Source organism: Xanthomonas sp. CFBP 7698 (genome assembly GCF_003600855.1).
In the GTDB taxonomy this organism is placed as follows: domain Bacteria; phylum Pseudomonadota; class Gammaproteobacteria; order Xanthomonadales; family Xanthomonadaceae; genus Xanthomonas; species Xanthomonas cannabis.
The window spans coordinates 968625-994514 of the sequence record NZ_PRDN01000001.1 but is presented as its reverse complement, the minus strand read 5'-3'; the positions used below and the strand labels follow the sequence as shown (position 1 = coordinate 994514).

General features: G+C 66.5%; 25 protein-coding genes and 1 other RNA gene. 16 read left to right on the top strand and 10 right to left on the bottom strand.

The genetic code is table 11. The annotated features are described in order from the left end of the window. Positions 1 to 318 precede the first annotated feature (318 nt). The 3 genes from apbC to dcd all read left to right on the top strand — a co-directional run bounded on the left by apbC (position 319) and on the right by dcd (position 1980). Entirely contained in the window at positions 319 to 1170 is an 852-nt protein-coding gene (apbC, locus tag XnspCFBP7698_RS04220; protein ID WP_104580497.1) for an iron-sulfur cluster carrier protein ApbC, read from the top strand. Positions 1171 to 1230: 60 nt separating this feature from the next. After that, positions 1231 to 1306, top strand: a non-coding RNA gene (locus XnspCFBP7698_RS04215) — sX9 sRNA. A gap of 104 nt (positions 1307 to 1410) precedes the next feature. Further along, positions 1411 to 1980 (top strand): dCTP deaminase, encoded by a 570-nt coding sequence (gene dcd, locus XnspCFBP7698_RS04210; protein WP_010366727.1) that lies wholly within the window; start codon positions 1411 to 1413, stop codon positions 1978 to 1980. Between the two features lie 20 nt (positions 1981 to 2000). On the opposite strand, the gene XnspCFBP7698_RS04205 is transcribed toward dcd, so the two are convergent. The 4 genes from XnspCFBP7698_RS04205 to XnspCFBP7698_RS04185 all read right to left on the bottom strand — a co-directional run bounded on the left by XnspCFBP7698_RS04205 (position 2001) and on the right by XnspCFBP7698_RS04185 (position 3939). Then, positions 2001 to 2186, bottom strand: coding sequence for a DUF5668 domain-containing protein (locus XnspCFBP7698_RS04205; RefSeq protein ID WP_047693207.1), 186 nt, complete (start codon positions 2184 to 2186; stop codon positions 2001 to 2003). Positions 2187 to 2646: 460 nt separating this feature from the next. Beyond that, positions 2647 to 2814 carry a DUF5668 domain-containing protein gene (locus XnspCFBP7698_RS04195; protein WP_003486900.1) on the bottom strand — a complete coding sequence of 56 codons (168 nt, stop codon included), beginning with the start codon at positions 2812 to 2814 and terminating at the stop codon, positions 2647 to 2649. Positions 2815 to 2842: 28 nt separating this feature from the next. Beyond that, positions 2843 to 3280, bottom strand: a complete 438-nt coding sequence (locus XnspCFBP7698_RS04190) for an HIT family protein (protein ID WP_123137258.1) — start codon at positions 3278 to 3280, stop codon at positions 2843 to 2845. After that, on the bottom strand, positions 3277 to 3939 hold the full coding sequence (locus XnspCFBP7698_RS04185; protein ID WP_047693204.1) for a dienelactone hydrolase family protein: 663 nt from the start codon (positions 3937 to 3939) through the stop codon (positions 3277 to 3279). Before XnspCFBP7698_RS04185 ends, XnspCFBP7698_RS04190 begins: the two co-directional genes overlap by 4 nt. A gap of 182 nt (positions 3940 to 4121) precedes the next feature. On the opposite strand from XnspCFBP7698_RS04185, the gene rimO reads away from it, so the two are divergent. After that, on the top strand, positions 4122 to 5495 hold the full coding sequence (rimO, locus tag XnspCFBP7698_RS04180; protein ID WP_123137257.1) for a 30S ribosomal protein S12 methylthiotransferase RimO: 1374 nt from the start codon (positions 4122 to 4124) through the stop codon (positions 5493 to 5495). A gap of 154 nt (positions 5496 to 5649) precedes the next feature. Here the strand turns inward: rimO and greB are convergent, their stop codons facing one another. Beyond that, a complete protein-coding gene (greB, locus tag XnspCFBP7698_RS04175; protein ID WP_123137256.1) occupies positions 5650 to 6156 on the bottom strand; it encodes a transcription elongation factor GreB in 507 nt (168 codons plus the stop codon). Between the two features lie 111 nt (positions 6157 to 6267). On the opposite strand from greB, the gene XnspCFBP7698_RS04170 reads away from it, so the two are divergent. Beyond that, positions 6268 to 7734, top strand: a complete 1467-nt coding sequence (locus tag XnspCFBP7698_RS04170) for a rhomboid family intramembrane serine protease (RefSeq protein ID WP_199680032.1) — start codon at positions 6268 to 6270, stop codon at positions 7732 to 7734. Positions 7735 to 7941: 207 nt separating this feature from the next. On the opposite strand, the gene XnspCFBP7698_RS04165 is transcribed toward XnspCFBP7698_RS04170, so the two are convergent. Further along, the gene (locus tag XnspCFBP7698_RS04165; RefSeq protein ID WP_104580493.1) at positions 7942 to 9213 is read right to left on the bottom strand and encodes a DUF4013 domain-containing protein; all 1272 of its coding nucleotides are present in this window, start codon (positions 9211 to 9213) and stop codon (positions 7942 to 7944) included. A 221-nt stretch (positions 9214 to 9434) separates the two neighbouring features. On the opposite strand from XnspCFBP7698_RS04165, the gene nudK reads away from it, so the two are divergent. Together nudK and XnspCFBP7698_RS21520 are read left to right on the top strand one after the other, a co-directional pair. Beyond that, positions 9435 to 10034 (top strand): GDP-mannose pyrophosphatase NudK, encoded by a 600-nt coding sequence (gene nudK, locus XnspCFBP7698_RS04160; RefSeq protein WP_104580492.1) that lies wholly within the window; start codon positions 9435 to 9437, stop codon positions 10032 to 10034. Between the two features lie 187 nt (positions 10035 to 10221). Then, positions 10222 to 10521 (top strand): hypothetical protein, encoded by a 300-nt coding sequence (locus tag XnspCFBP7698_RS21520; RefSeq protein WP_158255445.1) that lies wholly within the window; start codon positions 10222 to 10224, stop codon positions 10519 to 10521. Between the two features lie 223 nt (positions 10522 to 10744). On the opposite strand, the gene XnspCFBP7698_RS04150 is transcribed toward XnspCFBP7698_RS21520, so the two are convergent. Then, positions 10745 to 12250 carry a helicase HerA-like domain-containing protein gene (locus tag XnspCFBP7698_RS04150; RefSeq protein WP_104580491.1) on the bottom strand — a complete coding sequence of 502 codons (1506 nt, stop codon included), beginning with the start codon at positions 12248 to 12250 and terminating at the stop codon, positions 10745 to 10747. Between the two features lie 285 nt (positions 12251 to 12535). Between XnspCFBP7698_RS04150 and XnspCFBP7698_RS04140 the strand changes: the two genes are divergently transcribed. After that, complete coding sequence (locus XnspCFBP7698_RS04140; protein WP_047693195.1) at positions 12536 to 14119, top strand: transglycosylase SLT domain-containing protein; 1584 nt, start codon at positions 12536 to 12538, stop codon at positions 14117 to 14119. Between the two features lie 407 nt (positions 14120 to 14526). Here XnspCFBP7698_RS04140 and asd read toward each other — a convergent pair whose 3' ends face one another. Both asd and XnspCFBP7698_RS04130 read right to left on the bottom strand, forming a co-directional pair. After that, positions 14527 to 15369, bottom strand: coding sequence for an archaetidylserine decarboxylase (gene asd / locus XnspCFBP7698_RS04135; protein WP_104580489.1), 843 nt, complete (start codon positions 15367 to 15369; stop codon positions 14527 to 14529). After that, complete coding sequence (locus XnspCFBP7698_RS04130) at positions 15366 to 16016, bottom strand: SCO family protein (RefSeq protein WP_104580488.1); 651 nt, start codon at positions 16014 to 16016, stop codon at positions 15366 to 15368. The genes asd and XnspCFBP7698_RS04130 overlap by 4 nt, the downstream gene beginning before the upstream one ends. Before the next feature lie 80 nt (positions 16017 to 16096). Between XnspCFBP7698_RS04130 and prmB the strand changes: the two genes are divergently transcribed. From prmB to XnspCFBP7698_RS04090, 8 genes are all read left to right on the top strand, one after another. Continuing rightward, entirely contained in the window at positions 16097 to 17023 is a 927-nt protein-coding gene (gene prmB, locus XnspCFBP7698_RS04125) for a 50S ribosomal protein L3 N(5)-glutamine methyltransferase (RefSeq protein ID WP_104580487.1), read from the top strand. Between the two features lie 10 nt (positions 17024 to 17033). Continuing rightward, complete coding sequence (gene aroC / locus XnspCFBP7698_RS04120) at positions 17034 to 18137, top strand: chorismate synthase (RefSeq protein ID WP_104580486.1); 1104 nt, start codon at positions 17034 to 17036, stop codon at positions 18135 to 18137. Further along, positions 18130 to 19203 carry a D-glycerate dehydrogenase gene (locus XnspCFBP7698_RS04115; RefSeq protein WP_104580485.1) on the top strand — a complete coding sequence of 358 codons (1074 nt, stop codon included), beginning with the start codon at positions 18130 to 18132 and terminating at the stop codon, positions 19201 to 19203. Before aroC ends, XnspCFBP7698_RS04115 begins: the two co-directional genes overlap by 8 nt. 83 nt (positions 19204 to 19286) lie before the next feature. Then, the gene (locus tag XnspCFBP7698_RS04110) at positions 19287 to 20312 is read left to right on the top strand and encodes an aspartate-semialdehyde dehydrogenase (RefSeq protein WP_039566622.1); all 1026 of its coding nucleotides are present in this window, start codon (positions 19287 to 19289) and stop codon (positions 20310 to 20312) included. 176 nt (positions 20313 to 20488) lie between these two features. Beyond that, positions 20489 to 22510, top strand: coding sequence for a FimV/HubP family polar landmark protein (locus tag XnspCFBP7698_RS04105; RefSeq protein ID WP_199680030.1), 2022 nt, complete (start codon positions 20489 to 20491; stop codon positions 22508 to 22510). Continuing rightward, positions 22507 to 22899 (top strand): VOC family protein, encoded by a 393-nt coding sequence (locus tag XnspCFBP7698_RS04100; RefSeq protein WP_104580482.1) that lies wholly within the window; start codon positions 22507 to 22509, stop codon positions 22897 to 22899. Before XnspCFBP7698_RS04105 ends, XnspCFBP7698_RS04100 begins: the two co-directional genes overlap by 4 nt. Positions 22900 to 23076: 177 nt before the next feature. Continuing rightward, positions 23077 to 23850: a tRNA pseudouridine(38-40) synthase TruA gene (truA, locus tag XnspCFBP7698_RS04095; RefSeq protein ID WP_104580481.1), complete on the top strand. Its 774-nt coding sequence runs from the start codon at positions 23077 to 23079 to the stop codon at positions 23848 to 23850. Beyond that, entirely contained in the window at positions 23847 to 24515 is a 669-nt protein-coding gene (locus XnspCFBP7698_RS04090; RefSeq protein ID WP_047693184.1) for a phosphoribosylanthranilate isomerase, read from the top strand. Before truA ends, XnspCFBP7698_RS04090 begins: the two co-directional genes overlap by 4 nt. A gap of 348 nt (positions 24516 to 24863) precedes the next feature. Here XnspCFBP7698_RS04090 and XnspCFBP7698_RS04085 read toward each other — a convergent pair whose 3' ends face one another. Then, positions 24864 to 25790 carry a LysR family transcriptional regulator gene (locus tag XnspCFBP7698_RS04085; RefSeq protein WP_104580480.1) on the bottom strand — a complete coding sequence of 309 codons (927 nt, stop codon included), beginning with the start codon at positions 25788 to 25790 and terminating at the stop codon, positions 24864 to 24866. Positions 25791 to 25890: the final 100 nt, after the last annotated feature.

The following is a 25890-nucleotide window of genomic DNA, read 5'->3' as shown; positions in this document are numbered from 1 at the left end:
TCCTGTACTGACGATGTGGGGTAACAGCTGGGCTCGCTGAGCGCTGGCTGAACTGAATCTCGAACGTAACAACTCCTTAATCATGTGTCCACAATTGTGAAATATGTCGGTGTTTGACATGCGCTTGCATCGAGACCGGATATCGCTGTAGCCGGGCATGTACGGCGATTTGGACACGAGCCGGTAAACTGCACGGCTTCGCGAGCGCACGGTCAGGCAGTGGCTGCGTTCCGCATACGATGAAACCGGGTAGACAATGGCGATGAAGTTGAAACAACACGCGCGCGCCGCGACGGGTGCACCCCAGGGCCGCGACGCATGAGTGGCGAACGCAGAATTGCCGCACATGCAGTGCAGGGCGCGCTGGCCCCGCATCCGCGTATCCGTAACGTCATTGCGGTGGGGTCGGGCAAGGGTGGGGTGGGCAAGTCCACCACGGCAGTGAATCTGGCGCTGGCGCTGCGGCAGCAGGGCGCACGCGTGGGCGTGCTGGACGCCGATATCTATGGCCCCAGCGTGCCGGCGATGCTGGGCCTGAGCGGGCGCCCGGATAGCCCGGACAACAAGTCGATCGAGCCCTTGCGCGCGTTCGGGATCGAGGCGATGTCGATCGGCCTGTTGGTGGATCAGGACACGCCGATGATCTGGCGCGGCCCGATGGCGACTTCCGCCCTGACCCAGCTGTTCAACGACACCCTGTGGGACGACCTGGATTATCTGCTGATCGACCTGCCGCCCGGCACCGGTGATATCCAGCTGACCCTGTCGCAGAAGATTCCGGTAGCCGGTGCGGTGATCGTCACCACGCCTCAGGACATCGCCACGCTGGATGCGCGCAAGGCCTTGAAGATGTTCGAAAAGGTCGAGGTGCCGGTGCTGGGCATCGTCGAGAACATGGCGGTGCATACCTGCAGCAACTGCGGGCATCGCGAGCACCTGTTCGGCGAAGGCGGTGGCGAGCGCATGGCCGCGCAGTACGGCGTGCCGTTGCTGGGGTCGTTGCCGCTGGCGATCGGGATCCGCGAGCAGGGCGATGCCGGTCAACCCATTGTGGTGGCCGCGCCGGAATCGGCAGCAGCGCAGGCATACCTGGCCGCTGCCGCGCGCCTGGCCGAGGAGTTGGGCAAGCGCCCGCGCGCCAGCATCCCGATTTCGGCCTCGCTGCTATAGAGCAACCAGCTAAACGACTGCGCTCACCGCCAGGCGGGCGCGGCCGGTGTTCGAATCGGCATCTACCACTCATACACTGCGGTCCCCCAGCGCCGTCTACGCCCACCTGAGGTCTGCTCGCGACGTTGTGTTCGCTACTCTCAGTACACCGGCCGGCCGCCGATGCCGGCCGCTTGCTAGAATTCGCCGTCTTCGCGCGGGCCGCTCGGCCCGCCGCCTTCCGTCTTCAAGGAACACCGCATGAGCATCAAGAGCGACCGCTGGATCAAGCGCATGGCCGAACAGCACGCGATGATCGAGCCGTTCGAGCCCGGGCAGATCAAGCACGACGCCGCCGGGCAGCGCATCGTCAGCTTCGGCACCTCCAGCTACGGCTACGACGTGCGCTGCTCGCGCGAGTTCAAGATCTTCACCAACATCAACTCGACGATCGTTGACCCGAAGCATTTCGACCCGGGCAGTTTTGTCGACATCGAATCCGATGTCTGCATCATTCCGCCGAACAGCTTCGCGTTGGCGCGTACGGTGGAATATTTCCGCATCCCGCGCGACACATTGGTGGTGTGCCTGGGCAAGAGCACCTACGCGCGCTGCGGCATCATCGTCAACGTGACTCCGCTGGAGCCGGAGTGGGAAGGCCACGTGACGCTGGAATTCAGCAATACCACGCCGTTGCCGGCGCGCATCTACGCCAACGAAGGCGTGGCGCAGATGCTGTTCTTCCAGTCCGATGAAGTGTGCGAGACCTCGTACAAGGACCGTGGCGGCAAGTACCAGGGCCAGACCGGCGTGACCTTGCCGCGGACCTGAGGCACGGGCTGCCGTGGCCTTCAGCAGGTCGCGGCGGCTTTTTCGCGATAACGCAGCAGCTGGCGCACGCCGGCAGCGATCATAAAAGCCGGCCACCAGGTGGCGATCAGGTGGCCCACATCCAGATCGGCCAGCCCTAGGTTGTCCAGCAGAAACAACGCGCCCAGGACGATCAGAAACAAGGCAGGAATCAGGCGGTAGTGCATGGCGACATCCTCGGTTGGTGTGAGGCCATGCTGCGCGCGATACGGCTGCCGATCAGGTGCCAGAAGTCAACAGTTGCGGATGACAGTTGTCATGTTGCATCGCTACTGAGCGCGTCAGGATGGTTGGCCAGGGCACGCAATGCGTTGCCTGTCAGTTTTCGGGCAGATGCGGCAGAGCAAGATGTCCTGGCGCAGTGGGCAGCCGGCAAGTGCATGAGCTTGGCCCGTACCCTCATCCGCCCCTGCGGGGCACCTTCTCCCCCATAAAGAAGGGCAATGTCCCGACGGGAGAAGGGAGCGCCGGGTGATTCGTTTGCAACGCCAGGACCAGAACCGGGCATCACCTCCCTGGAATCACAGCAAGCCGCCGAACGGAGAACCTTCTTTGAACGGAGAACCTTCAGCGCAAGCACGCCGCTTTGACGATTCCCCAATCCCGATTCCCGAATCCCCGCCCGACCTACTTGCCGCGCCCGAACAGCATCCCGATGCCGCAGGCGACCAGCGCCGCCGGCCACCAGGTGGCGATCAGCCGGCCAAGACTGAGATTGGTCCAGCCCAGGTTGTTGGCCAGGAACAGCAGGCCCACCAGGATCAGGATCAGCGCGGCGACGACATTGGATTTCATGCGAGAAGGCAGGTTGGCGAACGGGCGCCTATCGTAGCCGTTGCGCCCATGCCGCGACACGCTCCTGCAGGGCGTCGGCGGCAAATCGCTGCGCGCTGCCACTGCCCCAGACCGGCCCGGGCCAGGCCGCATCGCCGGGATGGCGGCCGACCAGATGCACGTGCAGCTGCCGCACGATATTGCCCAGCGCACCGAGATTGAGCTTGCCCACGCCCGGCTCCACGCGCAGCAACTGCGAGAGCTGGTTGATTTCGGCCAGCAACAGACGCTGCTGGCCGCCATCCAGATCGACCCACTCGCTGACATCGGCCACCCGTGGCACCAGCACCAGCCACGGGAAGCGTGTGTCGTCCATCAGGCGGACCTGCGACAACGGCCCGTCGGCGACGAACACCGTGTCGGCCGCCAGGCGCGGATCCAGCTGAAACCCGTCCGCTACAGCACTGCCGGGTGCCGGTGCACTCATCCCAGGTGCGCTTCGAAGAAGCCCAAGGTGCGTTCCAGCGCGCGTTCGGCGCTGTCGGCGTCGTAGTGGGTGGGGTCGATGCTGCGATTGAAGGCATGGCCGGTGGGGTACACGAAGGTCTCCATCTGCGGCAGCTTCTCGCGGTGCGCCTGGATCGCCTCGGGCGGAATGCTGGCGTCCTGCTCGCCGAAGTGGAACATCACCGGTGCCTTGGGGGTTTCGTCCAGTAGCTGGGTGTTGCGGCCGCCGTAGTAGCTCACCGAGGGCAGGCCCAGGCGGATGGCCGACAGCAGCGCCACCGAGCCGCCCCAGCAATAGCCCACCGTGCCCACCTTGCCGGCGCGGGTCAGCAGCGTGGCGGCGGATTTCACCACCTCCACCGCGCGCTCCAGGCCGACCGCATTGGCCAAGGCCAGACCGCGCTGGACGCTTTCCTGGTCGTAGGGCAGCTGCACGTCCTTTTCTTCCAGATCGAAGAAGGCCGGTGCCAGTACCTCGTAGCCGCGCGCGGCGTAATCGTCGGCCACCGCGCGGATATGTTCGTTGACGCCGAAGATCTCCTGAATCACCACCAGGCCGCCGCGCGGGCTGGAGGCGGGGGTGGCGTGCCAGGCAGCAACCTGGCCGTCGGGGGTGTCGAGCGTGGTCCAGTGACCCATGGGAATTCCTGATGTGCGGCGGGGGAGGCGCGCATTATCGACCGGACCGGCATCGTGAAAAGTGAGGGTTTCGCAAAGCCGACCCCGCTGGCGAGGCATGACGGTTCAGAGCGCTGCCCGCGCGCCGCTATAATTGGCCCTGCCCAGGCCCCAGGCCGCTCCACTCCCAGGCTCCTGCTTCCATGTCCCAGCTGAACCCCAAAGTCGGCTTCGTCAGCCTTGGCTGCCCGAAGGCGCTCGTCGATTCCGAACGCATCCTCACCCAGCTGCGCGTGGAGGGCTACGACATCGTGCCCAGCTACGACGCCGCCGACGTGGTGGTGGTCAACACCTGCGGCTTCATCGATTCGGCGGTGACCGAATCGCTGGATGCGATCGGCGAGGCGATGAATGCCAACGGCAAGGTGATCGTCACCGGCTGCCTGGGCAAGCGCCCGGAGCAGATCCGCGAGGCCTACCCGCAGGTGCTGGCGGTGTCCGGCCCGCAGGACTACCAGAGCGTGATGGAAGCGGTGCACGCCGCGCTGCCGCCGCGGCACGACCCGTTCGTGGATCTGGTGCCGGACTACGGCATCAAGCTGACGCCGCGGCATTACGCTTACTTGAAGATTTCCGAAGGCTGCAACCATCGCTGCAGCTTCTGCATCATCCCCTCGATGCGCGGCGATCTGGTCTCGCGCCCGGTGGACGAAGTGTTGCGCGAGGCCGAGCGGCTGGTGCGTGGCGGGGTCAAGGAGCTGCTGGTGGTCTCGCAGGACACCTCCGCCTACGGCGTGGATCTGAAATACGACGAGCGCCCGTGGCGCGACCGCATGTACCAGACCCGCATGAAGGCGTTGTGCGAAGGCCTGTCGGAGCTGGGCGTGTGGACGCGCCTGCATTACGTCTACCCGTACCCGCACGTGGACGACGTCATTCCGCTGATGGCCGAAGGCAAGCTGTTGCCGTATCTGGACATCCCGTTCCAGCACGCCAGCCCGCGCATCCTCAAGCTGATGAAGCGCCCGGGCGCGGTGGACAAGACCCTGGAGCGCGTACAGCGCTGGAAGGCGATGTGCCCGGAGATCACCGTGCGCTCGACCTTCATCGTTGGCTTCCCCGGTGAAACCGAGGCCGAGTTCGCGTCCATGCTGGATTTCCTGGACCAGGCGCAGCTCGATCGCGTGGGCGCGTTCGCGTACTCGCCGGTGGATGGCGCCAGTGCCAATGCGCTGCCGGATCAGGTGCCGGAAGAGGTCAAGCAGGAGCGCCTGGCGCGCTTCATGGCCAAGCAGGCGGAGATCTCTGCGCTGCGTCTGGAAGCCAAGATCGGCAGCGTGCAGCAATGCCTGGTGGATCTGATCGAAGACGACATCGCGGTGGCACGTTCGCGCGCGGACGCACCGGAAATCGACGGCCTGGTGCATATCCAGAACGGCGGCGAGCTCCAGTTGAAGGTGGGCGACCTGGTCGACGTGGAAATCACCGACAGCGACGAGCACGACCTGTTCGGCGATGCGCTGCCGGCCAATGGCGCGATCCAGCAAGGGCGGTCGTTGAATCTGCAGATGGTGTAACCGGCCACGTGTCGGGACACCGCAGTCCGTAGCAGCGCGCTTGTGCGCGATGAGGCCTTATCGATACAGCCCCATCGCGCACAAGTGCGCTTCTGCACGCGCCAAGGTCATCCTGGCCCCGGCCGCCGAGCGTCAGCGGAATGCGATCACGCGGCTACTGGCCGGTGTAATCCACCGACACCACTACGAAGCTGTGCTTGCCAGACGGCAGTTGCGCGTCGAATTCGTCGTCCACGCGCTTTTTCAGCAGCGCGCGCGCCAGCGGCGAATCAATGCTGATCCAGCCGCGTGCGGCATCGGTTTCGTCCGGGCCGACGATGCGGTAGCGCAGCAGTTCGCCGCTGTCGGCATCTTCCAGTTCCACCAGCGCGCCGAAAAACACCGCCTGCGGGTCGGTGGGCGCGGTGTCCACCACGCGCAGCGCTTCCAGGCGCTTGCTCAGGTAGCGCACGCGGCGGTCGATCTCGCCCAGCTGCTTCTTGCGATAGGTGTACTCCGCGTTTTCCGAGCGGTCGCCTTCCGCAGCGGCCGCAGCCAGTGCGCGCACCACCTCCGGCCGGCGCACGCGCCACAGCTCTTCCAGCTCGGCCTTCAGGCACGCATGGCCTTCCGGGGTGATCAGTGCGGTGCTTTTTTCGGCAGGCGGGCGCCAGCGGCTCATGGTCGGGCGGGGCATCGAACGGCGGGGGCGCGATGCTAGCGCGCATGGCGTGCTTGCGCATCTGCCGCCGCACAGCGAAGCTTTGCGCCATTCTCGGACACGGATGTCGTCATGCTGCTCATGCCGCTGCACAAACCCTGGTCGCGCCAGAACATTCCCTGGGTGACGCTGCTGCTGGTGCTGATCAACGTGGTCGTCTACGTCGGTTATCAGCGCAAGGACGATGCGCTGGTCGAGGATGCCGTGCGCTACTACGTCGACTCCGGGCTGGGAACGCTGGAAGCGGCGGCGCACGCCCACTATCTGGAACAGACCAGCGACCCCAGGTTGCGTGCTGCGCGGCAGGGCAAGCTGGCTGCCGCTCCTGCGCGCCAGCGCACCGCCTATCTCGCCCACCTGACGATGCACGATGTCGCCTTTGCGCAGGCGTTGCGCGGCGGCACGCTGTTCAACAACGAAGAACAGCTGCGCCAATGGCAGGGCTTGCGTGCGCCGTACGACGCGCGGCTGTCCAAGGTATTCACGTTGCGCCATCTGCAACGCAGTTCCGAATGGTCGCCGGCGCGCATGCTGTCGGCCACCTTCCTGCATGGAGACCTGAATCATCTGTTCGGCAACATGGTGTTTCTGCTGGCGCTCGGTACCTTGCTGGAAGGTGCGATCGGCAGCGGATGGTTCCTGCTGCTGTACCTGGCGGGCGGCTTCGGCGCCAGTGCGGCGAGCCTGTGGTGGCGTTGGGGCCAGCCCGGTGGCGGGCTGGGCGCGTCCGGCGCCATTGCCGCACTGATGGGCGCATTTTGCGTGGTCTGGGGCCGCCGTCGGGCGCGGTTCTTCTACTGGTTTTTCGTGGTGTTCAACTACGTGCGTGGGCCTGCAATCCTGTTGCTGCCGCTATGGCTGGGCTGGGAAATCTACAGCCTGCTGTGGAGCGAGAACGGCTCGGTGGCGTTCGAGGCGCATGCCGGCGGCCTGGTCAGTGGCGCGCTGCTGGGCGCGATCCTCGTGGCCACGCGTCAGATCCGCCCGGGATTCATGGACGAGCACGAGCCTGCGCAGGCCGATGACCGCTGGGCGCGCGCGCAGTCGCATCTGGGGCGCATGGAAAACCGTGAGGCAGAGCGGTTGCTGGCCGAGCTTGCCGATGAAATGCCGCAGAGCCTGGAAATCGCGCTGGCGCGCTACCGCGTTGCGCGCAATGCCGGGAGCAGGCAGGACACGCTGCGGCACGCGCAGACCATGTTGCGCCTGCCGTCGCATACGGCAGAACAGGCGCGGCTCCAGTTGGGCGTGGCAGCAGAGCTGGGCAAGGACCTGGCCCTGTGCGAGCTGCCGGCTCGCATGGCCTTGGTCGACGCCTGCCTCAGCAACGGGCTGCTGGCCGATGCCGAGCGTGTGTTGAAGGACTGCGAAAGCGACGCGCCGCGGGCCGAGCTTGCCCAGCGATGGTTCGTGCTGGCACTGCGCCACGGCGACCTGCACGCCGGGGAGCAGCGCACGCGTTTGCTGCGCCAGGTGCTGGACCAGTTTCCCGAGCAGGGGCAGGCGGCCAAGGCGCGGTTTCTGCTCGAGAACGGATGAGCGTGGCGAACGACACCTGGCGAGCCGTTGTCAGGTGGGGGCGCATGGCGCGGAGGAAGCGGGTGCGCGCGTGTACCTTCCTATTCCGAGCACCCGCCGTGCCCGCCTGGCGGTGAGCGCAGTGGTTTTGTCAGCGGCCATAAGTTGGCCGCAGCCATCGGCTGACGTGCCACGCTGACGATCGCTCGCGCCCCTGCGCGGCTGTCTTTACGCCGGCTGGATCACAACCGCGCGCAATGCCGCATCCAGCTTTGCGCGCTGCGCTGCATCGTCGCAGCGCTCCGTTGCGTGTTGCAGCAGCGCACGTGCCTGGTCGTCGCGGCCGAAGCGCTCGGCCAGCATCAGGCCCGCATCCAGCGACCAGCTCGGCAGCATCGGGTCGCGCGGCCAGGCTGCGATGGCGGCCAGCAAGCCATCGGTGGCCAGCTGGAATTGCCCGGCCATCTTGGCGCGCTCGGCCAGCAGGGTGGCCTGCTCCGGCAGCATCGGGGTGAATGCAGGGTCGCTGTCCAGCGCTTCGCGCTGCAGTGCGAGCGCGCGGCGTTCCTGCCTTTCCTGCAGCAGGCGGTTGATGTAGTGCTGGGTGTGTTCGTGTAGTTCGTCGCTGCGATGGTGCTGTCGGAGCAGGCGCTGATACAGCTCGTGCACCGCCAGGCTCACCGCACGCGAGCGCACCGCACCGCGCACTGCCTGAAAGGCCTCGTCGGTGTGACCCTCGCGCACATGGTGTTCGGCTTCATCGAGCAGGCGCTGATCCGGATCGGCACGTTCCTGCACGTCGCCACCACTGGGGGTATAGCCCAGCGCTTCGTGGTACTGGTAGACTAGGTACCCCATCAGATGGAAGCTGGCGAACAGGGCCCAGATGGAGGCCACCAGCGTGGTCGCCTCGCGCACGATGGGCGGCAGATATGTCAGTGCAATGAACGCCGCCGCCGTGCCGCTGCCCTGGATCACATACAGCAGCCCGTAGGCGGCCAGATATGGCCAGCCGATGCGCATCGCCATGTCGATCGATACCGCAGGGTTCAATGCGCGCCGCAGGCTGCCGTCGATGGCAAGCGAAATGAGCATGCCGGGCAACAGCAACAGGGTTGCCACATAGGCGATGGTCAGCCCGAACGGGCCCGCGACCACGGCGGCCGCGCCGATCACGATGCCCAGCGCGATGGCCAGCAGGATCAGGCGCAGCACCGCGCTGTCGAAGCTGTTGTATCCGAGCCGGGGCGCATCGGCTTGCCCATCGGCGGTGTGGCGCAGGATGTCGAAGGCGTAGGTGTAGGTCGCCATGCCCAGCACGCCCATGACCAGCAGCTTCAGAATGCCCGGCAACACCAGCAATGCACTGCATAGCGTCAGCGCGATCAGCGCATACAGCGCCGAGCCGCGCAGCGGGTAAGTGGCAATGGCGGGAATGCGGGTCCAGAACGGCGCAGGCGCGGCCTGCACGGCCTTGCGCGCGCGAAAACGGTCTTCCATGACGCTCCCCAAGCGTGTGATGTGAAGGGATTGTGCGACGATGCGCGGCCTCGTGCAATTGGGCGTTGAGGCCTTTCGGCCACTGCGGTCCGGGCGGGTCAGCTGCCTGCGGCCTGCCGCTCGCTGTCGCCGGTTCGCCGCGGGGCCGCGCGCCCCAGATGCCATGCGCTTCCCATGCCATCCCATGGCGCCTGTCCTTTTCCTATCGCAAGGAGCTCCGCGTGAATCCATCGACCCTGGACACCCCACAGGTCCGTATTCGCAGCATCGATGTGCTGTCCGACAACTGGTATGTGCTCCGCAAGGTCACCTTCGACTTCCTGCGCAAGGACGGCCGTTGGCAGACCCTGTCGCGCGAGGCATACGACCGCGGTAACGGCGCCACCATCCTGCTCTACAGCCGCGCCAGGAAGACGGTGATGTTGACCCGGCAATTTCGCCTGCCGACCCTGCTCAACGGCAATCCGGACGGCCTGTTGATCGAAGCCTGCGCCGGCCTGCTCGATCAGGACGATGCGCTGACCTGTATCCGCAAGGAAACCGAAGAGGAAACCGGCTATCGCATCGATCACGTGCGCAAGGTGTTCGAGGCCTTCATGAGCCCGGGCTCGGTCACCGAGCGGCTGTACTTCTTCGTCGGCGAATACTTCGACGGCGACAAGGTGAGCGAAGGCGGCGGCGTCGAAGAGGACGGCGAGGAGATCGAGGTGCTGGAACTGTCACTCGACGATGCGCTGGCAATGATCGGCTCCGGCGACATCGCCGACGCCAAGACCATCATGCTGCTGCAGTACGCAAAGCTGCACGGGGTGCTGGATTGAAGTGCGCACTGTCTACCCTGCCCAGTATGGGTAAGTAGGCAAACGCGCAACGCGCGGATGCCCAGGCTCTCGCTCAACGAGCTCGTCTCAACACTTTGTCTCGATGTTCTAGTGGACTGCCGCTGTGGCAGTTATTGCCGTCTTGAACTAACGAAAAGCTAGCTTGCTGCCCTTTCGGACCAGTTTCTTGGTCGATCCGAAATCCATACATATTCGGATTGAGCGAGAGATCGGAGACGTCGTCGCGGGAGAGAATCAGGCACTCGTCTCCGTTCTTATCGAGCCACCAAGGTCCACGTTCGGTTGTGGTGGTGGTGCTGCGTTGCGTTTCGGGCGCGATACATGCCGTCTTCAAAATGTATCGCCGGCTTTCCTTGTCTCCTTAGGCCTCAAGCCAGAGTTCTGCGCGAACGGCCTGGCATTGCGTATTGTCTGGGTGCAGCTTGCCGACATAGTGACCTGCAAGCAGGTGCTGCCTGCCCAGTAGCCATGCGCTGGGCGGGTCGTCTTGATTTGCGTTCTGCTGAGCGAACGTTGTGCCGGCGCTGATGAGTAAGAAAAGTGACGAGATAACAGCTGCATCTGCTTGCATCTTGCGAGTCTCCTTGACGTGCGGACGTGGTGTTGCGCGAGCACGCTCGATTGCGATGCCTTGTTGGTCAGGCTTTATTGCGTGGAGGCGCACAACCACGCTGGTTGCAATGCTAGGCTCAGCGCTTCCCGCCAAAAATACTTCCAAAAATACCGCGCACGATCTGCTGGCCGATCTTGCTGCCGATGGTGCGCGAGGTCTGCTTGGCCATCGTTTCCAGCATGCCCTGGCGACGTCCGGTGCCGAACACGGCATCCTTGACCGCCTTGCCGAAGCCGCTGTCCTGCGCGTCCTCCTGCTCGCGGCTACGCGCGGGCGGGGCGGCGGTCTGCATGGCCACCTGTTCCACGCGGCGTGCCAGCAGTTCGGCGGCCGATTCGCGATTGATCGCGGTGTCGTAGCGGGTACCAACCGGGCTGGCCGCGCGGACCTGCGCGCGTTCGGGCGCGCTGATGGCGCCCATGCGGCAACGCGGCGGTGCGATCAGCGTCTGCTGCACGGGTGCCGGCACGCCCTTGCCCTGCAACGGCGATACCAGGGCTTCGCCGGTGCCCAGGCTGGAAATGGCGCTGGCCACGTCGAGCTTGGGATTGGCCACGAAGGTCTGCGCGGCGGTCTTGACCGCCTTCTGGTCACGCGGGGTGTAGGCGCGCAACGCGTGCTGCACGCGGTTGCCGAGCTGGCCGAGGATGGTGTCCGGGATGTCGTCGGGAAACTGCGAGCAGAAATACACCCCGACGCCCTTGGAGCGAATCAAGCGCACCACCTGTTCGATGCGCTGCACCAGCGCGGCCGGCGCATCGTCGAACAGCAGGTGCGCCTCGTCGAAGACGAACACCAGCTTGGGCTGGTCCAGGTCGCCCACTTCCGGCAAGCCCTCGAACAGTTCGGACAACAACCACAGCAGGAAGGTGGAATACAGCTTCGGCTTGAGCACCAGTTGATTGGCCGCCAGGATGCCGATCACGCCGCGACCATCCGGGGCCACGCGCATCAACTCGGCCAGTTCCAGCGCCGGTTCACCGAAGAACTGCTCGCCGCCGTCCTGCGCCAGCCGCAGCAGCGCGCGCTGGATCGCGGCCACCGACTGCGCCGACACCAGTCCGTAACTGGTGGACAGTTCCTTGCGCTCTTCCACCACCAGCGCCAGCAACGCGCGCAGGTCGTCCAGATCCAGCAGCAACAGGCCACGGTCGTCGGCGAGTTTGAACACGATGTCGAGTACGCCGGACTGGGTGTCGTTGAGTTCCAGGATGCGCGCAAGCAGGGTGGGGCCCATTTCGCTCACGGTGGTGCGCACCGGGTGGCCGAGCTGGCCGAACAGGTCCCAGAACACCACCGGGCTGGCGGCCGGCGCGTAGTCGGCGATGCCCACATCCGTGGCGCGCTGCAGCACACCGGGCGCGCCGTCGCCGGCCACGGCCAGCCCGGCGACGTCGCCCTTCACGTCGGCCAGGAACACCGGCACCCCCAACCGCGAAAAGCCTTCGGCCAGGGTCATCAGGGTCACGGTCTTGCCGGTGCCGGTGGCGCCGGCCACCAGGCCATGCCGATTGCCGAAGCGGCCTTCCAGGGTGACCGGGATGTCGTCGGTAACGCCTTTGCCGAGCAGGAACGAGGCCATGGCACAGATCCGGTGGAAGAAAGACGCCGATTCTAGCGGGCAACCTCACTCGTCCAGGCGGGCGGTAACGACGAGGGGGGCTGGCCCTGCGATCGGGTTGACATGCCTGCGGCGCGGGGCGGTCGGCGCTGTGCCGTCCCGTCCTCGAACCGCCGTACCGATGCGATGTCGCTGCATGTCGCCCGCTCGCCAAGCTAACGGGCCACTGACCCTGGCGTCCGCCGCGCCTTGCCCCGGTATCGCCCCGGCGGCTACCCTGCCTGCCTTTCCGCTGTACTGCCTACGATGCCGCTCGCTCATTTTGGTTTGCGCCCATGGCCTGTCCTGGCTGTGGTGGCGCTGATGTCTGTCGTCCCCGCCGCCCACGCGATCTCCAAACGCGACACGGAGAAGGCCGCCGCGCTCGATGCGCGCATGGCCGCTGCCGAAAAGCGCTACCGCGATGCGCTGGTGCTGGTGAACAACTCCGATCCGAAGGGCACCGCCGAGGGCGACGCTGCACTGGAGGACATGGAGGACGTCATCGACGCCTGCATCAAGCAGCGCGGTTGCCTGGTCGCCAATCAGCTGGCCACCTACAAGCGCCTGCTCAAGGCACGCGCCGATGCCGAAGCGCCGGCTGCCGAAGACCCGGAAGATGACGACACCCTGCTGCAGGCCGACCCCGACCATCTCGGCCCGGCTTCCAACGGCGTGCCCGAGGCGGCGCGGGCGGCGACTCTGCTCAACGACCAGCGCCATGAGTTCGACAAGATGGTGCAGTACAACCCGGCGGTGCAGGCCGGCATCCGGCGCTGGCTGACCGACATGCGCCCGGCGCTGATGACCAGCTACGACAACTACAGCAACCTGCGCGGGGTGATGTGGCCGGAATGGCAGAAGCGCGGGCTGCCGGAGGCGCTGCTGTTCGGCATCATGGCCAAGGAATCCAACGGCAAGGTGCACGCCAATTCGCGTGCCGGCGCGGCCGGACTGATGCAGTTCATGCCAGCCACCGGGCGCCGTTTCGGGCTGGGCCCGGACGGCACCGGCTTCGACACGCGCTTCGATGCACGCAGCGCCGCCGAAGCCAGCGCCGCTTATCTCAACGAGCGCATGGCCGGGCTCAACCGCAGCATCGAGCTGGCACTGGCGGCCTACAACGGCGGCGAAGGGCGCGCGGCACGCGTGTTTTCGCAGTTCGGCGGGCGCGGCTTCTGGGAACAGGATGTCTATAACCAGTTCCCGGCCGAAACCAAGGACTACGTGCCGATGGTGATTGCGGCGGCGTGGATCTTCCTGCACCCGCGACAGTACGGCGTGGACTTCCCCAAGCTCGACGCGCAGCCGGCCACGCTCAAGCTGGCCAAGTCGACCACGATCTACGAACTCACCATCTGCCTGGGTGGTATGGGCGCGCGTGATGGCTACATGCGTGCGCTGCGCAACCTCAACCCGCGCTACGAATCCGATGGCTGGATTCCGGCCGGCACCGTCATCAATGCCACCAATCGTATCGCCAGCCTGTACACGCGTTACTGCGTGAGCGGCCCGCGTGCGGACCTGGCACGCACTCTGATCACGGCCGATCTCAACAACGCCATCGTGCGCAGCAGCGCATCTCCCGAGTACACGCCAAGCGTGGCGGTCGGCGATGTGAGTCCGATGGCCGGCGTGCCGACCACCGTGGCCACCGGCCAGCCGGCGGTCGCCAAGCCCAAGGCCAGGCAGGCGCGCAGCTACACCATCGCCAAGGGCGACACGCTCGGCCGCGTGGCAAACAAGTACCAGTGCGAGATCAAGGAGCTGGCCAAGGCCAACGGCCTGAAGGCGCCGGCATACGCGCTCAAGCCGGGGCAGAGCATCAAGCTGGCGGGCTGCGACCGCTGAGTTGCGCAGGTGGTGCCGTACTGATGGCCGCACCCTTTAGACGGCGGTGCGCATCGGCCTGAACCCGCCGGCGTGGGAGCAGGCCAGGCCGCGCGAACGCCGCTCCGTTAGCCCGGGTCTGGGCAGCGTGTTTTCAATCGAAGGTTTGGTAAATGGCGCGCGGGTGTGCGACGCCTTGTCGGGAATGCCTCGTCGCGGCCAGGTCCGCTCCTACGATGGCGGCGAGCGCACGACAAGGCTGCTTGCCGTAGGAGCGGAGCCGGCCGCGACGAAGCCGTCCAGGTAGTCCTGTTGTGTGCAGTGTGTTGCGTTATCTGGGCTGAGCAAAACGGCGCGCGCAGGGGCGACGCATCGTTGGGAATGCCTGGCCGCGACCAGGTCCGCTCCTAAGACGGTGTCGTTGCAATTCACTGGCGACGCGCAAGCGCTTGCCCCAGCCGCACCGATGTCTCTGCAGCAAGTGCACCATCGAGCCAGGCCACACCCGGCGGCAGCAACACGATCACGGTCGAGCCGTAGTTGAAGCGGGCCATCTCCGCAAACCGATCCAGCACAATGCCCTTGCCGCGGTAATCCTTGCGCGTGATGCGGTCGCCATAGCGCGGAATCTCCACGCCGCTCCAGACCGTCTCCACGCCGGAGACCAGCAGCGCGCCCACCATCACCGACGCCATCGGGCCAAAGTCGGTGTCGAAGTGGCACACCAGGCGCTCGTTGCGCGCGAACAGGCGCGGCACATTGCGCACCGCGTCCGGGCCCACGCTGAACAGCCGGCCTGGCACGTGCACCGTTTCGCGCAGGGTGCCGGTCCACGGCATATGCACGCGGTGATAGTCCTTGGGCGACAGGTACACGGTGGCGAACAGGCCGTTGTTGAACGGCACTGCGGCCGCTTCATCGCCGAGCAACTCGGCGGCGGTGAATGACTGCCCCTTGGCCTGGAAAATGCGGCCGTTCTCGATCGGGCCAAGCTGGCTGATGCGGCCGTCGGCCGGCATCAGCAGGGCAGCCGGGTCGGCATCGGGCACGCGTGCACCGGGTTTCAAGGCGCGGGTGAAAAACGCATTGAAGGTGGGGTAGGCGCGCGGGTCCGGCTGCTGCGCTTCGCTCAGGTCCACGCCGAATTTGCGCGTCACCGTGTCGATCAACCACTGTTTGGTGGATGGCGTATCGGAATAGGCCAGCGCGCGCGCCAGCGACGACAGCAACCGGTGCGGCAGCACATAGGTCAGGGAAGTGACGAGACTCACGGTGCGGTTACCTTGGTCAGCTGTTGGAGATCGGCGGCAATCGCCTTCGGGTCGAGCGGGGGACGGATCAGCCCGGCCAGGCGGCCTTGCGGATCGAGCACGGCGATGCCGGCCGAATGATCTATGCTGTAGTCGTTGGGATTCTGCGCATAGCCCTTGCCCGGCACCTTCTGGAACACGAAGCCCAGCGCGGTGGCAAAGCGCTCCAGCGCCGGAACATCTGCCGTGGCGGCCAGGGTGTCCTTGTGGAAGGCGTGTGCGTATTCGCCCAGCCGCGCGGGCGGATCACGCTGCGGGTCCACCGAGACGAACAACACGCGCGGGCGCAGGCCATCGGGAATGCTTTCCCACTGCTGCTGCGCCACCGCCAGATCGGTCAGCGTGGTCGGGCACACGTCCGGGCAGAAGGTGAAGCCCAGAAACACCAGCGTCCAATGCCCCTTCAGTTCACCTGGCACCAGCTGGGTGCCGTCGGACTGGCGCAGGCTGAACTGCGGCAGCGGGCGCGGCTGCGGGTAAAAGGTGATGGTCTGGGTGGGGGGCCAGGGCGAGCTGGGCGTGCCGCCGAGGAACTTCTGCCCCAGCAAGAGCCCCAGGCCGGCGGCCAGCGCCACCAGCAGCACGATGCCGGTATTGCGATTGAACATGGCGGTTTCCAGTGCAACGGACGCTCATGATACCGATCCGACCTCTATAATCGGGGGCCGATTCCTCTTTAGTTGTTGCCATGACTGCCGCCGCGGCCGACGAACTGCACACCATCATCGACCTGATCCGCTACGGCACCAGCCGTTTCAACGCAGCCGGTCTGACCTTCGGCCACAGCTACGACAATGCGCTGGACGAAGCCACCCAACTGGTACTGCACAGCCTGCATCTGCCGCACGACCTGGGCCCGGCCTACGGCCAGGCGCGCTTGCTGCGCTCGGAAAAAGAGCAGGTGCTGGGTCTGTTCGAGCGTCGCATCACCGAGCGCGTCCCGGCGGCGTACCTGACCGGTGAGGCCTGGTTCGCCGGGCTGAGTTTCAAGAGCGACGCGCGTGCGCTGGTGCCGCGCTCGCCGATCGCCGAACTCATCGAAGCCGGCTTCGAGCCCTGGCTGGGCGGCCGCGAAGTCACCCGCGCGCTGGACCTGTGCACCGGCTCGGGCTGCATCGCCATTGCCATGGGCCACTACAACCCGCACTGGGATGTGGATGGCGTGGACATCAGCGACGACGCGCTGGCACTGGCTGCCGACAACAAGGCGCGCCTGCATGCCGACAACGTCACCCTGCTCAAGTCGGACCTGTTCACTGGCCTGGCCGGGCGTCGGTACGACCTGATCGTCACCAACCCGCCGTACGTCACCAACGATGAAACCGATGCGCTACCGCAGGAGTATTCCTACGAGCCCGAACTCGGCCTGCGTGCGGGCGACGATGGCCTGGATCTGGTGCTGAAGATCCTGCGCGATGCGCCGCAGCACCTCAGCGAAGACGGCTTGCTGATCTGCGAAGTGGGCGAATCCGAGCAGCATCTGATCAAGCTGCTGCCGGAGGTGGATCTGGCCTGGGTCGAGTTCAAGGTCGGGCAGATGGGCATCTTTGCGGTGGAATGCCGCGAGCTGATCGCACACCACGCGCGCATCAGCGAGCTGGCCGCGCAGCGATGAGCCTGCGCGCATGAGTGCCAATTCGTTCGGCAAGCTGTTTACCGTCACCACCTTCGGCGAATCGCACGGGCCGGCCATCGGCTGCGTCGTCGACGGGTGCCCGCCCGGCCTGGAAATTGCGCCGGAAGAATTCACCCACGATCTGCAACGGCGTGCGTCCGGCAAGAGCCGGCACACTTCCGCGCGCCGCGAGGCCGACGCCATCGAGATCCTGTCCGGCGTGTACGAAGGCTGCACCACCGGCACGCCGATCGGGCTGCTGATCCGCAACACCGATCAGCGCAGCAAGGACTACAGCAACATCGCCCAGCAGTTCCGCCCCGGCCATGCGGATTACACCTATTGGCAGAAGTACGGCATCCGCGACCCGCGCGGTGGCGGACGTTCGTCGGCGCGCGAAACCACCATGCGTGTGGCCGCCGGCGTCATCGCCAAGAAGTGGCTCAAGCAGCGTTACGGGGTGCTGGTGCGCGGATTTCTCTCGCAGCTGGGCGAAATCCGCCCGACCGGTTTCGACTGGGATGCGGTGGAAGACAACCCGTTCTTCTGGCCGCACGCCGCGCAGGTGCCGGAGCTGGAAAGCTACATGGATGCGCTGCGTAAATCCGGCGATTCTGTCGGCGCGCGCGTCGATGTGGTGGCTGGCGGCGTGCCGGCCGGCTGGGGCGAGCCGATTTACGGCAAGCTCGATGCCGAACTGGCCGCCGCCTTGATGAGCATCAACGCGGTCAAGGGCGTGGAGATCGGCGACGGTTTCGCCAGCGCGGCGCAGAAGGGCACCGAACACCGCGACCTGATCACCCCGGAAGGCTTCCTCAGCAATCATGCCGGCGGCATTCTGGGCGGTATCTCCACCGGCCAGGCGGTCACCGCCTCGATGGTGCTCAAGCCCACCTCCAGCCTGCGCCTGCCCGGTGCCACGGTGGATGCCGACGGCAGCGTGGTCGATGTGATCACCACCGGCAGGCACGACCCATGCGTGGGCATCCGCGCCACCCCGATCGCCGAAGCGATGATGGCGCTGGTGTTGATGGACCAGGCGCTGCGTCATCGCGCCCAATGCGGCGATGTCGGCGAGGTGTCGCCCCGCATTCCCGGTCAGATCGATGTCTGATACGCGGCGCGCCAAGGTGTGGGTCAGCCAGCCGCTGTTCGACGATGTCGTCGCGCAGCTGGGCGAGCATTTCGAGCTGACCACCACCAAGCACGTCAGCGCGTATTCGCCGGCCGAACTGGCCGCGCAACTGGCACCGCTGGACGGTGCGCTGATCACCCTCAACGAGCGCATCGGCGCGGCCGAAATCGCGGCGGCGCCGCAACTGCGCGCCATCGCTAATGTCGGCGTGGGCTACAACAATCTCGACATCGAGGCGCTGAGTGCGGCCGGCATCCTGGCCAGCAACACGCCCGACGTGCTCACCGAAACCACCGCCGATCTCGGCTTCGCGTTGCTGATGGCCACCGCGCGCCGCATCACCGAAGCCGAGCGCTGGCTGCGTGACGGGCAGTGGGGGCAATGGTCGTTCAAGACCATGCTCGGCGCCGATATCCACGGCAGCACGCTCGGCATCCTGGGCATGGGTCGGATCGGGCAGGGCATCGCACGCCGCGGCGCACACGGCTTCGGCATGCGTGTGCTGTATCACAACCGCAGCCAGCTGCCTGCCACCACCGAACAGGCGCTGGGCGCGCAATACGTCGATTTCGAGACGTTGCTGGCGCAGTCCGATCATCTGCTGCTGGTGCTGCCGTACACCAAGGATTCGCACCACATCATCGATGCGGCGGCGCTGGGCAAGATGCGCCCTACCGCCACGCTGGTGAATATCGCCCGCGGTGGCATCGTCGATGAGCTGGCGCTGGCCGATGCGCTGGCCAACGGGCGCCTGGCCGGTGCCGGCCTGGATGTCTACGAAGGCGAGCCGCGCGTGCGCCCGGAACTGCTGGCGCTGCGCAACGTGGTGCTCACCCCGCATATCGGCAGCGCCAGCCTGGCCACGCGCCGCGCGATGGTGCAGCTGGCGGTGGACAACCTGATCGCTGCGCTGGGCAAAGGCCCCAATGCCGGCCATCCGCCGAGCGCGCTCAATGCCGATGCGGTTGCCGCTGCCAAACAGGGCGGCACCGGTGTGGACGCGAAAAAGACCGGCGTCACCGGCACGATTTCGACCAAACGATAGGGAACCTCCGCGGCCAGCTTTGGAGGTTCCCCGAACCCAGCGCGCAGTGCTTCCTCTTTCCCCTTTTCGATAAAGACAAACTCATGAGCAACGAAAACCGTCGTTTCAACGTCGCGGTCGTGGGCGCCACCGGCGCTGTCGGCGAGACCATGCTGAGCATCCTGGCCGAGCGCAATTTCCCGGTCGCCACCCTGTACGCGCTGGCGTCGTCGCGTTCGGCCGGCGGGCAGGTGGAATTCAACGGCGGCAAGGTCGATGTGCTGGACCTGGCCGAATTCGACCCCACCGGCGTGGACATCGCGCTGTTCTCCGCAGGCGGCAGCGTGTCCAAGGAGTACGGCCCCAAGTTCGCCGCGGCCGGTGCGGTGGTGATCGATAATTCCTCCGCCTTCCGTTACGACGACGACGTGCCGCTGGTGGTCTCCGAAGTGAACCCGGAAGCACTCAAGCAGCGCCCGCGCGGCATCGTGGCCAACCCCAATTGCTCGACCATGCAGATGCTGGTGGCGTTGGGCCCGATCCACCGTGCGTACGGTATCGAGCGCATCAACGTGGCGACCTACCAGTCGGTCTCCGGCGGCGGGCGTTCGGCGATGGAAGAACTGGGCAAGCAGACCAGCGAGTTGCTGAGCTTCCAGGACATCGACCCGCAGCGCTTTCCGGTGCAGATCGCCTTCAACCTGATCCCGCACATCGACGACTTCCAGGACAACGGCTACACCAAGGAAGAGATGAAGCTGGTCTGGGAGACCCGCAAGATCCTCGGCGACGACAGCATCCAGGTGAACCCGACGGCAGTGCGCGTGCCGGTGTTCTACGGCCACTCCGAAGCGGTGGCGATCGAGACCCGCGACAAGATCACCGTCGAGCAGGCGCGTGCCCTGCTGGCTGCATCGCCGGGCGTGGAAGTGGTGGACGAGCGCAAGCCTGGCGGCTACCCGACCCCGGTGACGCATGCCTCCGGCAAGGACGCGGTGTTCGTCGGCCGCATCCGCGAAGACTTCTCGCACCCGCGTGGCCTGAATCTGTGGATCGTCTCCGACAACATCCGCAAGGGCGCTGCACTCAACGCGGTGCAGCTGGCCGAACTGGTCGCCCAGGAAGGCTGATCCGTCGGCTGCGTAGGAGCGCGCTTGCGCGCGATGGGGCTTTCCCGGTGAAGCCCCATCGCGCACAAGCGCGCTCCTACCGATGACCTGACGCATGGATGTCGCATTGCGACGGCTTGTACGCTCTGCACGGGGTCGCCGACTTTTTCGCTCATTCAGCGGCTATATTGATGCCCATGAAACATAGGGGCAGGGGCGCGATGCGTCCGATACACGGGTTGGGTGCGTTGCTGCTGATGGCCTGCAGTGGCGCAGCCATGGCTTTGGGGCTTGGCGATATCCGGGTGCTGTCCAAGCCCGGGCAGCCGTTGGTGGCCGAAATTCCGGTCATCTCCAACGAGCCGGGCGAGCTCGACAACGCCCGCGTGGCACTGGCATCGGCCACCACCTTCGCGCGCGTCGGACTGGAGCGGCCGCAGGGTCTGGTCAGCAGTCTGCAGTTCCAGTTCGCGCAGGATGCGCGTGGGCGGGCGGTGATCCGGGTGACCAGCAGTCAGCCGGTGGATCAACCGGCGATCAACTTCCTGATCGAAGTGGAGTGGGGCCAGGGCCGGTTGGTGCGCGAGTACGCCGCCCTGGTCGATGCGCCCAACACCGCTGCCGCGATCGCCGAGCCCGCCATCGAGGCGCCGCGCGCCGGCGCCAGCAATACCATCGCCCGTGAGCCGGCGGCTGCGCAGGCGGCGGTCGAGCGCGCTGCGCAGGGCGCCCCCAGCGCCGCTGCGGCGCCCTCACGGCCCGCCCCGGCAACCGCCGCGGCGTCGCAGACCGGCGATGCGCTTCCCGCCGTGCGCTCGGGCCAGACCTTGTCGGAGATCGCGGCGCGCCTGGCGCGTTCCAGCGGGCATTCGCTGGACCAGACCATGCTGGCGCTGCTGCGCACCAATCCCGATGCCTTCGTCAACGGCAACATCAACCGACTGAAGCAGGGCGCAGTGCTGCGCACCCCGCAGGAAGACGCGCTGGCGCAGGTCGGTGCCGCCGAAGCCACCGTGATGGTGCGCGAGCAGGCTGCCCAGTGGCGTCAGGCGCGGTCGGCCATTCCGCAACCGGCCGATGCCGGTGCCGCGGCCGCAACAGCCCCGGCCCCGCCCGCGTCCACCGCACCCGGTGCCGGCGCGCGGCTCGAAATCGCCCCGGCAGTGGCGAGTCAGACCAACACCGCCGGCGCTACGTCCGGCACCAGTGCCGAAGGCGAGGGCGAGATGGCGGCCAACCAACAGTTGCAACAGGCCAAGGAAGACATCGCCACCCGCGATGCGGAATTGCAGGACCTGCGCTCACGCGTGGCCGATCTGGAAAAGCTCAAGCAGCAGCAGCAAGCCTTGATCGCGATGAAGGACACCGACCTGGCCGCCGCGCAGAAGCGCCTTGCCGAGGCACCGCAGGCAGCACCGCAAGGTGGTGGCTTCCCGCTGTGGCTGATCGGTGGGCTGGTGCTGATCGTGGCCGCGGTTGTCGCGTGGCTGGCCGCGCGTCGCCGCAAGCCCTCGCCGTTGCCGCCGTTGCCGCGGCGCCAGTTCGACTTCGTGCCACCGGTCGCGCCGGCCGATGGCGGCGAGCCGCAGGACGACGTGCACGCCACCGAGCCGAGCGAGCGCGATGTGGTGCACGAAACCGAATTCGAACAGGTCGACCTGCGCGAAGACGAGCGCACCCATGACGTGCAGCCGCCGTTGTCGGAGGTGCTGCGGCGCGAGCCGCTGCTGTCCGAGCCAGCGGCGCCGCCGCCGGTGGTCAACAGCGACGAGTGGCGTTCGCTGCGTGCCACCCCGGCGGCATCGTCGCCACCGGCCGCCGCGTTCCAGGCCACCGATGCCCCGTTCCCGTCTGACGCGTCGCAGGTGCCCGAGCAGGCCGAGCCTGTCCAGCCCGTGCACGCGGAGCGCGCGCCCGACCTCGGCGTCCCATCCGCGGCAGCGTCGGCTGCGCACGATGGCGTCCAGGACGGCTTCGACGTCGAACGCGCGGCCCAGGATGTCGTTCCGGCCCCTGCGACTCCGCTGGCAGCGGCTGCACCCGGCGCGGTGGGCCGCAGGGAGGTTGCCTCCGCAGGCCGTGACCGCCTGGAACTGGCGTTGGCGTACATGGACCTGGGCGACAAGGACACGGCGCGTGGCCTGCTGCTGGAAGTTGCGGCCACCGGCGATGATGCCACCCGCGCCGAAGCCGCCGAACTGCTGGAACGCCTGGCATGAGCCCGGCCATGGACAGCCTTGCGGTGCGCGAGCGACGGATCGACTACGTGGAGTTCGCATCCACCGATCCCGACGCCAGCCGGGCCTTCTTCGAAACCGTGTTTGGCTGGCAGTTCCAGGCCTACGGGCCGGACTACCTGGCCTTCAACGACGGCCGCCTGGATGGCGGCTTCTACCGCGCGGGCACGCCCGCTCCGGCAGAAGGCGGCCCCCTGGTCGTGCTGTATGCCGACGACCTGACGCCGATGCTCGATCGGGTGCGTGCCGCCGGCGGCGAGATCGTCAAGCCGGTCTTCGGCTTTCCGGGTGGCAGCCGGTTCCACTTCCGCGAGCCCGGCGGCGCCACGCTGGCCGTGTGGTCCGAGCGCACGATCGCGTCAAACGACTGACCGCGCCTATGTGAGCCGCGTGCTACCGCGGCTCGCCATCGGCCGATGCTATCGGACAACGCTGCTCGTACACTTCACCTTCTCCGCATAGCGTGGCTGTGCTGGCACCTGCCTGCGATGGCGGCGTCGGCATGACCGGCGTTCGGTTTCATCGATTCATTCATAGGGCAGGTACCGATGCGTTACGCGCTGGGCGTGGAATATGACGGCAGCGAGTTTCAGGGCTGGCAGCAACTGGGCGAGCATGGCGGGCCGAGCGTGCAGGCCAGCCTGCAGACGGCGCTGTCGTCGGTGGCCGATGCCCCGATCCAGGTGGTCTGCGCAGGGCGAACCGACGCCGGCGTGCATGGCGAATGCCAGGTGGTGCACTTCGACAGCGATGCGCGACGTCAGCCGCGTGGCTGGATGCTGGGCACCACGGCGCGGCTGCCGGCTTCGATCGCGGTGCGCTGGTGCGTGCCCGTTGCCGACGACTTTCATGCGCGCTTTTCCGCGCGCGCCCGGCGGTATCGCTACCGCCTGCTGAATCGTCAGATCCGCCCGGCACTGTATCGGCAGACGCTGAGCTGGGAACGTCGGCCGCTCGATGCCCAGGCCATGCATGCTGCCGCCCAGGCCTTGCTGGGCGAAAACGACTTCAGCGCGTTTCGCAGCGTGCAATGCCAGGCCTTGCATGCGCGTCGCAACCTGCAGGCAATCAGCGTGCAGCGCATCGGCGAAGTGGTGGAGGTGCAGGTGCAGGCCAATGCATTCCTTCATCACATGGTGCGGAATATTGTGGGCTCGCTGATGTTGGTCGGAACCGGCGAACAGCCGGCCGACTGGATCGCGACGTTGCTCGCCGGGCGCGACCGCACGGTTGCCGGGCCGACAGCGCCGCCACAAGGTCTGGTGTTTATCGGGCCTCTGTATCCTGCAGAGTGGCTTCTGCCCGCCGAGGTGACCCAATGAATCGATCGCTGTACCGCACCCGTATCAAGTTCTGTGGCATGACCCGCGCCGGTGACATCCGACTGGCCGGGGAGCTGGGTGTGGACGCGGTAGGTTTCATCTTTGCCCACGGCAGCCCGCGCCGCGTGGCGCCGGCCGAGGCGCGCGCCATGCGCCAGGCCACCGCGCCGATGGTCGATGTGGTGGCCCTGTTCCGCAACAATTCCAAGGAAGAAGTGCGTGAGGTGGTGCGCACCGTGCGCCCAACCCTGCTGCAGTTCCACGGCGAGGAAGACGACGCGTTCTGCCGCAGTTTCAACCTCCCATATCTGAAGGCCGTGCCGATGGGCAGCGCCGGCGTGAACGGCGAAGACGCCAATGCACGCACGCTGCAGCTGGCCTATCCCAATACGGCCGGTTTCCTGTTCGATAGCCATGCACCTGGCGCTGGCGGCGGTACCGGCAAGACCTTCGACTGGTCGCGACTCCCCACCGGCTTGCACCGCCCATTTCTTCTTGCCGGCGGCATCACCGCCGACAATGTGTTCGACGCGATCGTCGCGACGCTGCCCTGGGGCGTGGATGTCTCCAGTGGTGTGGAACTTGCGCCCGGCATCAAGGATGGCCACAAGATGCGCAAGTTTGTCGAAGAGGTGCGCCGCGCCGATTGTCACGAAATGGGGTGAGGGCGGGAGTCGGGAGTCGGGATTCGTAACAGCGGTGCGTCGAGGCGATTGGTTGATTGGGCAAGGCCTACCCGTTTGCGCGCTGGCAGGTCCTGCCTTCGATCCGGCGGGCAGCTTTAGACTCGCGCGTTGTTGTTATGCCGGTTGCGCTGAGGTGGAGCCTGTCCGCTTGAGCGATTCAGCCAGTGACTGCAGCTTTCCCGCTTGCGATGCCTAGACGTGTCGTTCCGCGCCTCGTTGGTAGCGACATCGGTGCGTGGTCTTTCGCCTGGTAATCGTGTCGTCGGTGCATGGTCGTTATCAGCCGTGCTGGCGCTGCGGTCGTGCGACGGCCGCCCGCGATGCGGCTCAGGTGGCTGCGGCATGCATGGCCGGCGAGGTGTGTTGATCGTTTGCCAGGGCGCTGCCTAGCCAATCCGCCAGCTGGGCGATGCGTGGGTCCGGGTTGCGCTTTGCGGCGCATAGCACCCAACGGCCGCGGGTGGCGGTAAATCCCCAGGGCGCCAGCAGGCGCCCGGCTGCCAGATCGGCCGCGACCAGGGCCTGCGGGGCGATCGCGATGCCCAGGCCCGCAGCGGCCGCCTCCAGCAGATAGACCAGGTGTTCGAACTCGGTTCCCAGCCGCAACGCGTCGGGCGCCAGGCCGTGGGCCTGGGCCCATTCCGGCCACGCCTGTGGGCGCGAACGGGTGTGCAGCACGGCGTGATCGAGCAGGGCGGCCGGGCGGTTGCCAGCGAGCCGCAAGGCCGAGGCAAGTTGCGGGCTGAGCACCGGCCCGATCCATTCCACGCCCAGGTCATGCACTTGCCAGTTGCCGGGCCAGGGTGGGGTGTCCAGCAACAAGGCCGCGTCCAGGCCATCCAGATCCGCGCCGGGCGGTTGTTCGTTGGCCGACAGGTGCAGGCGCATGTCCGGAAGGTCGTGTTGCAACTGGCCCAGGCGCGGGATGACCCAGCGGGCAAGCAGGCTGCCGGAGCAGCCCAGCACCAATGGCGCCTCGGTGGCCGGGCGTCGCAGACCGGCCCAGGTGTCGGCAATCAGGGCGAACCCTTCTCCGGTGGCATCGCGCAAGCGCGCGCCGGCAGTGGTCAATACCAGGCCGCGGCCCTGGCGGACAAACAGGGCCGCACCCAGGGCGTGTTCTAGCGCACGGACGTGGCGGCTGATGGCGCCATGGGTCACGTGCAGCTCCTGCGCCGCGCGGCTCACGCTCTGCAGGCGCGCGGCGGCTTCGAAGGCGCGCAGGGCCGCCAGTGGTGGGAGCAGACTGCTCATGTGTGAGCTCAGATCACAGGTTGCAGCAATCTTATCGATTTATCGCCGCCCCGGGCTGGGGTAGAGTGACGGCCTCGCGTATGACCGCACCGTTGCAGAG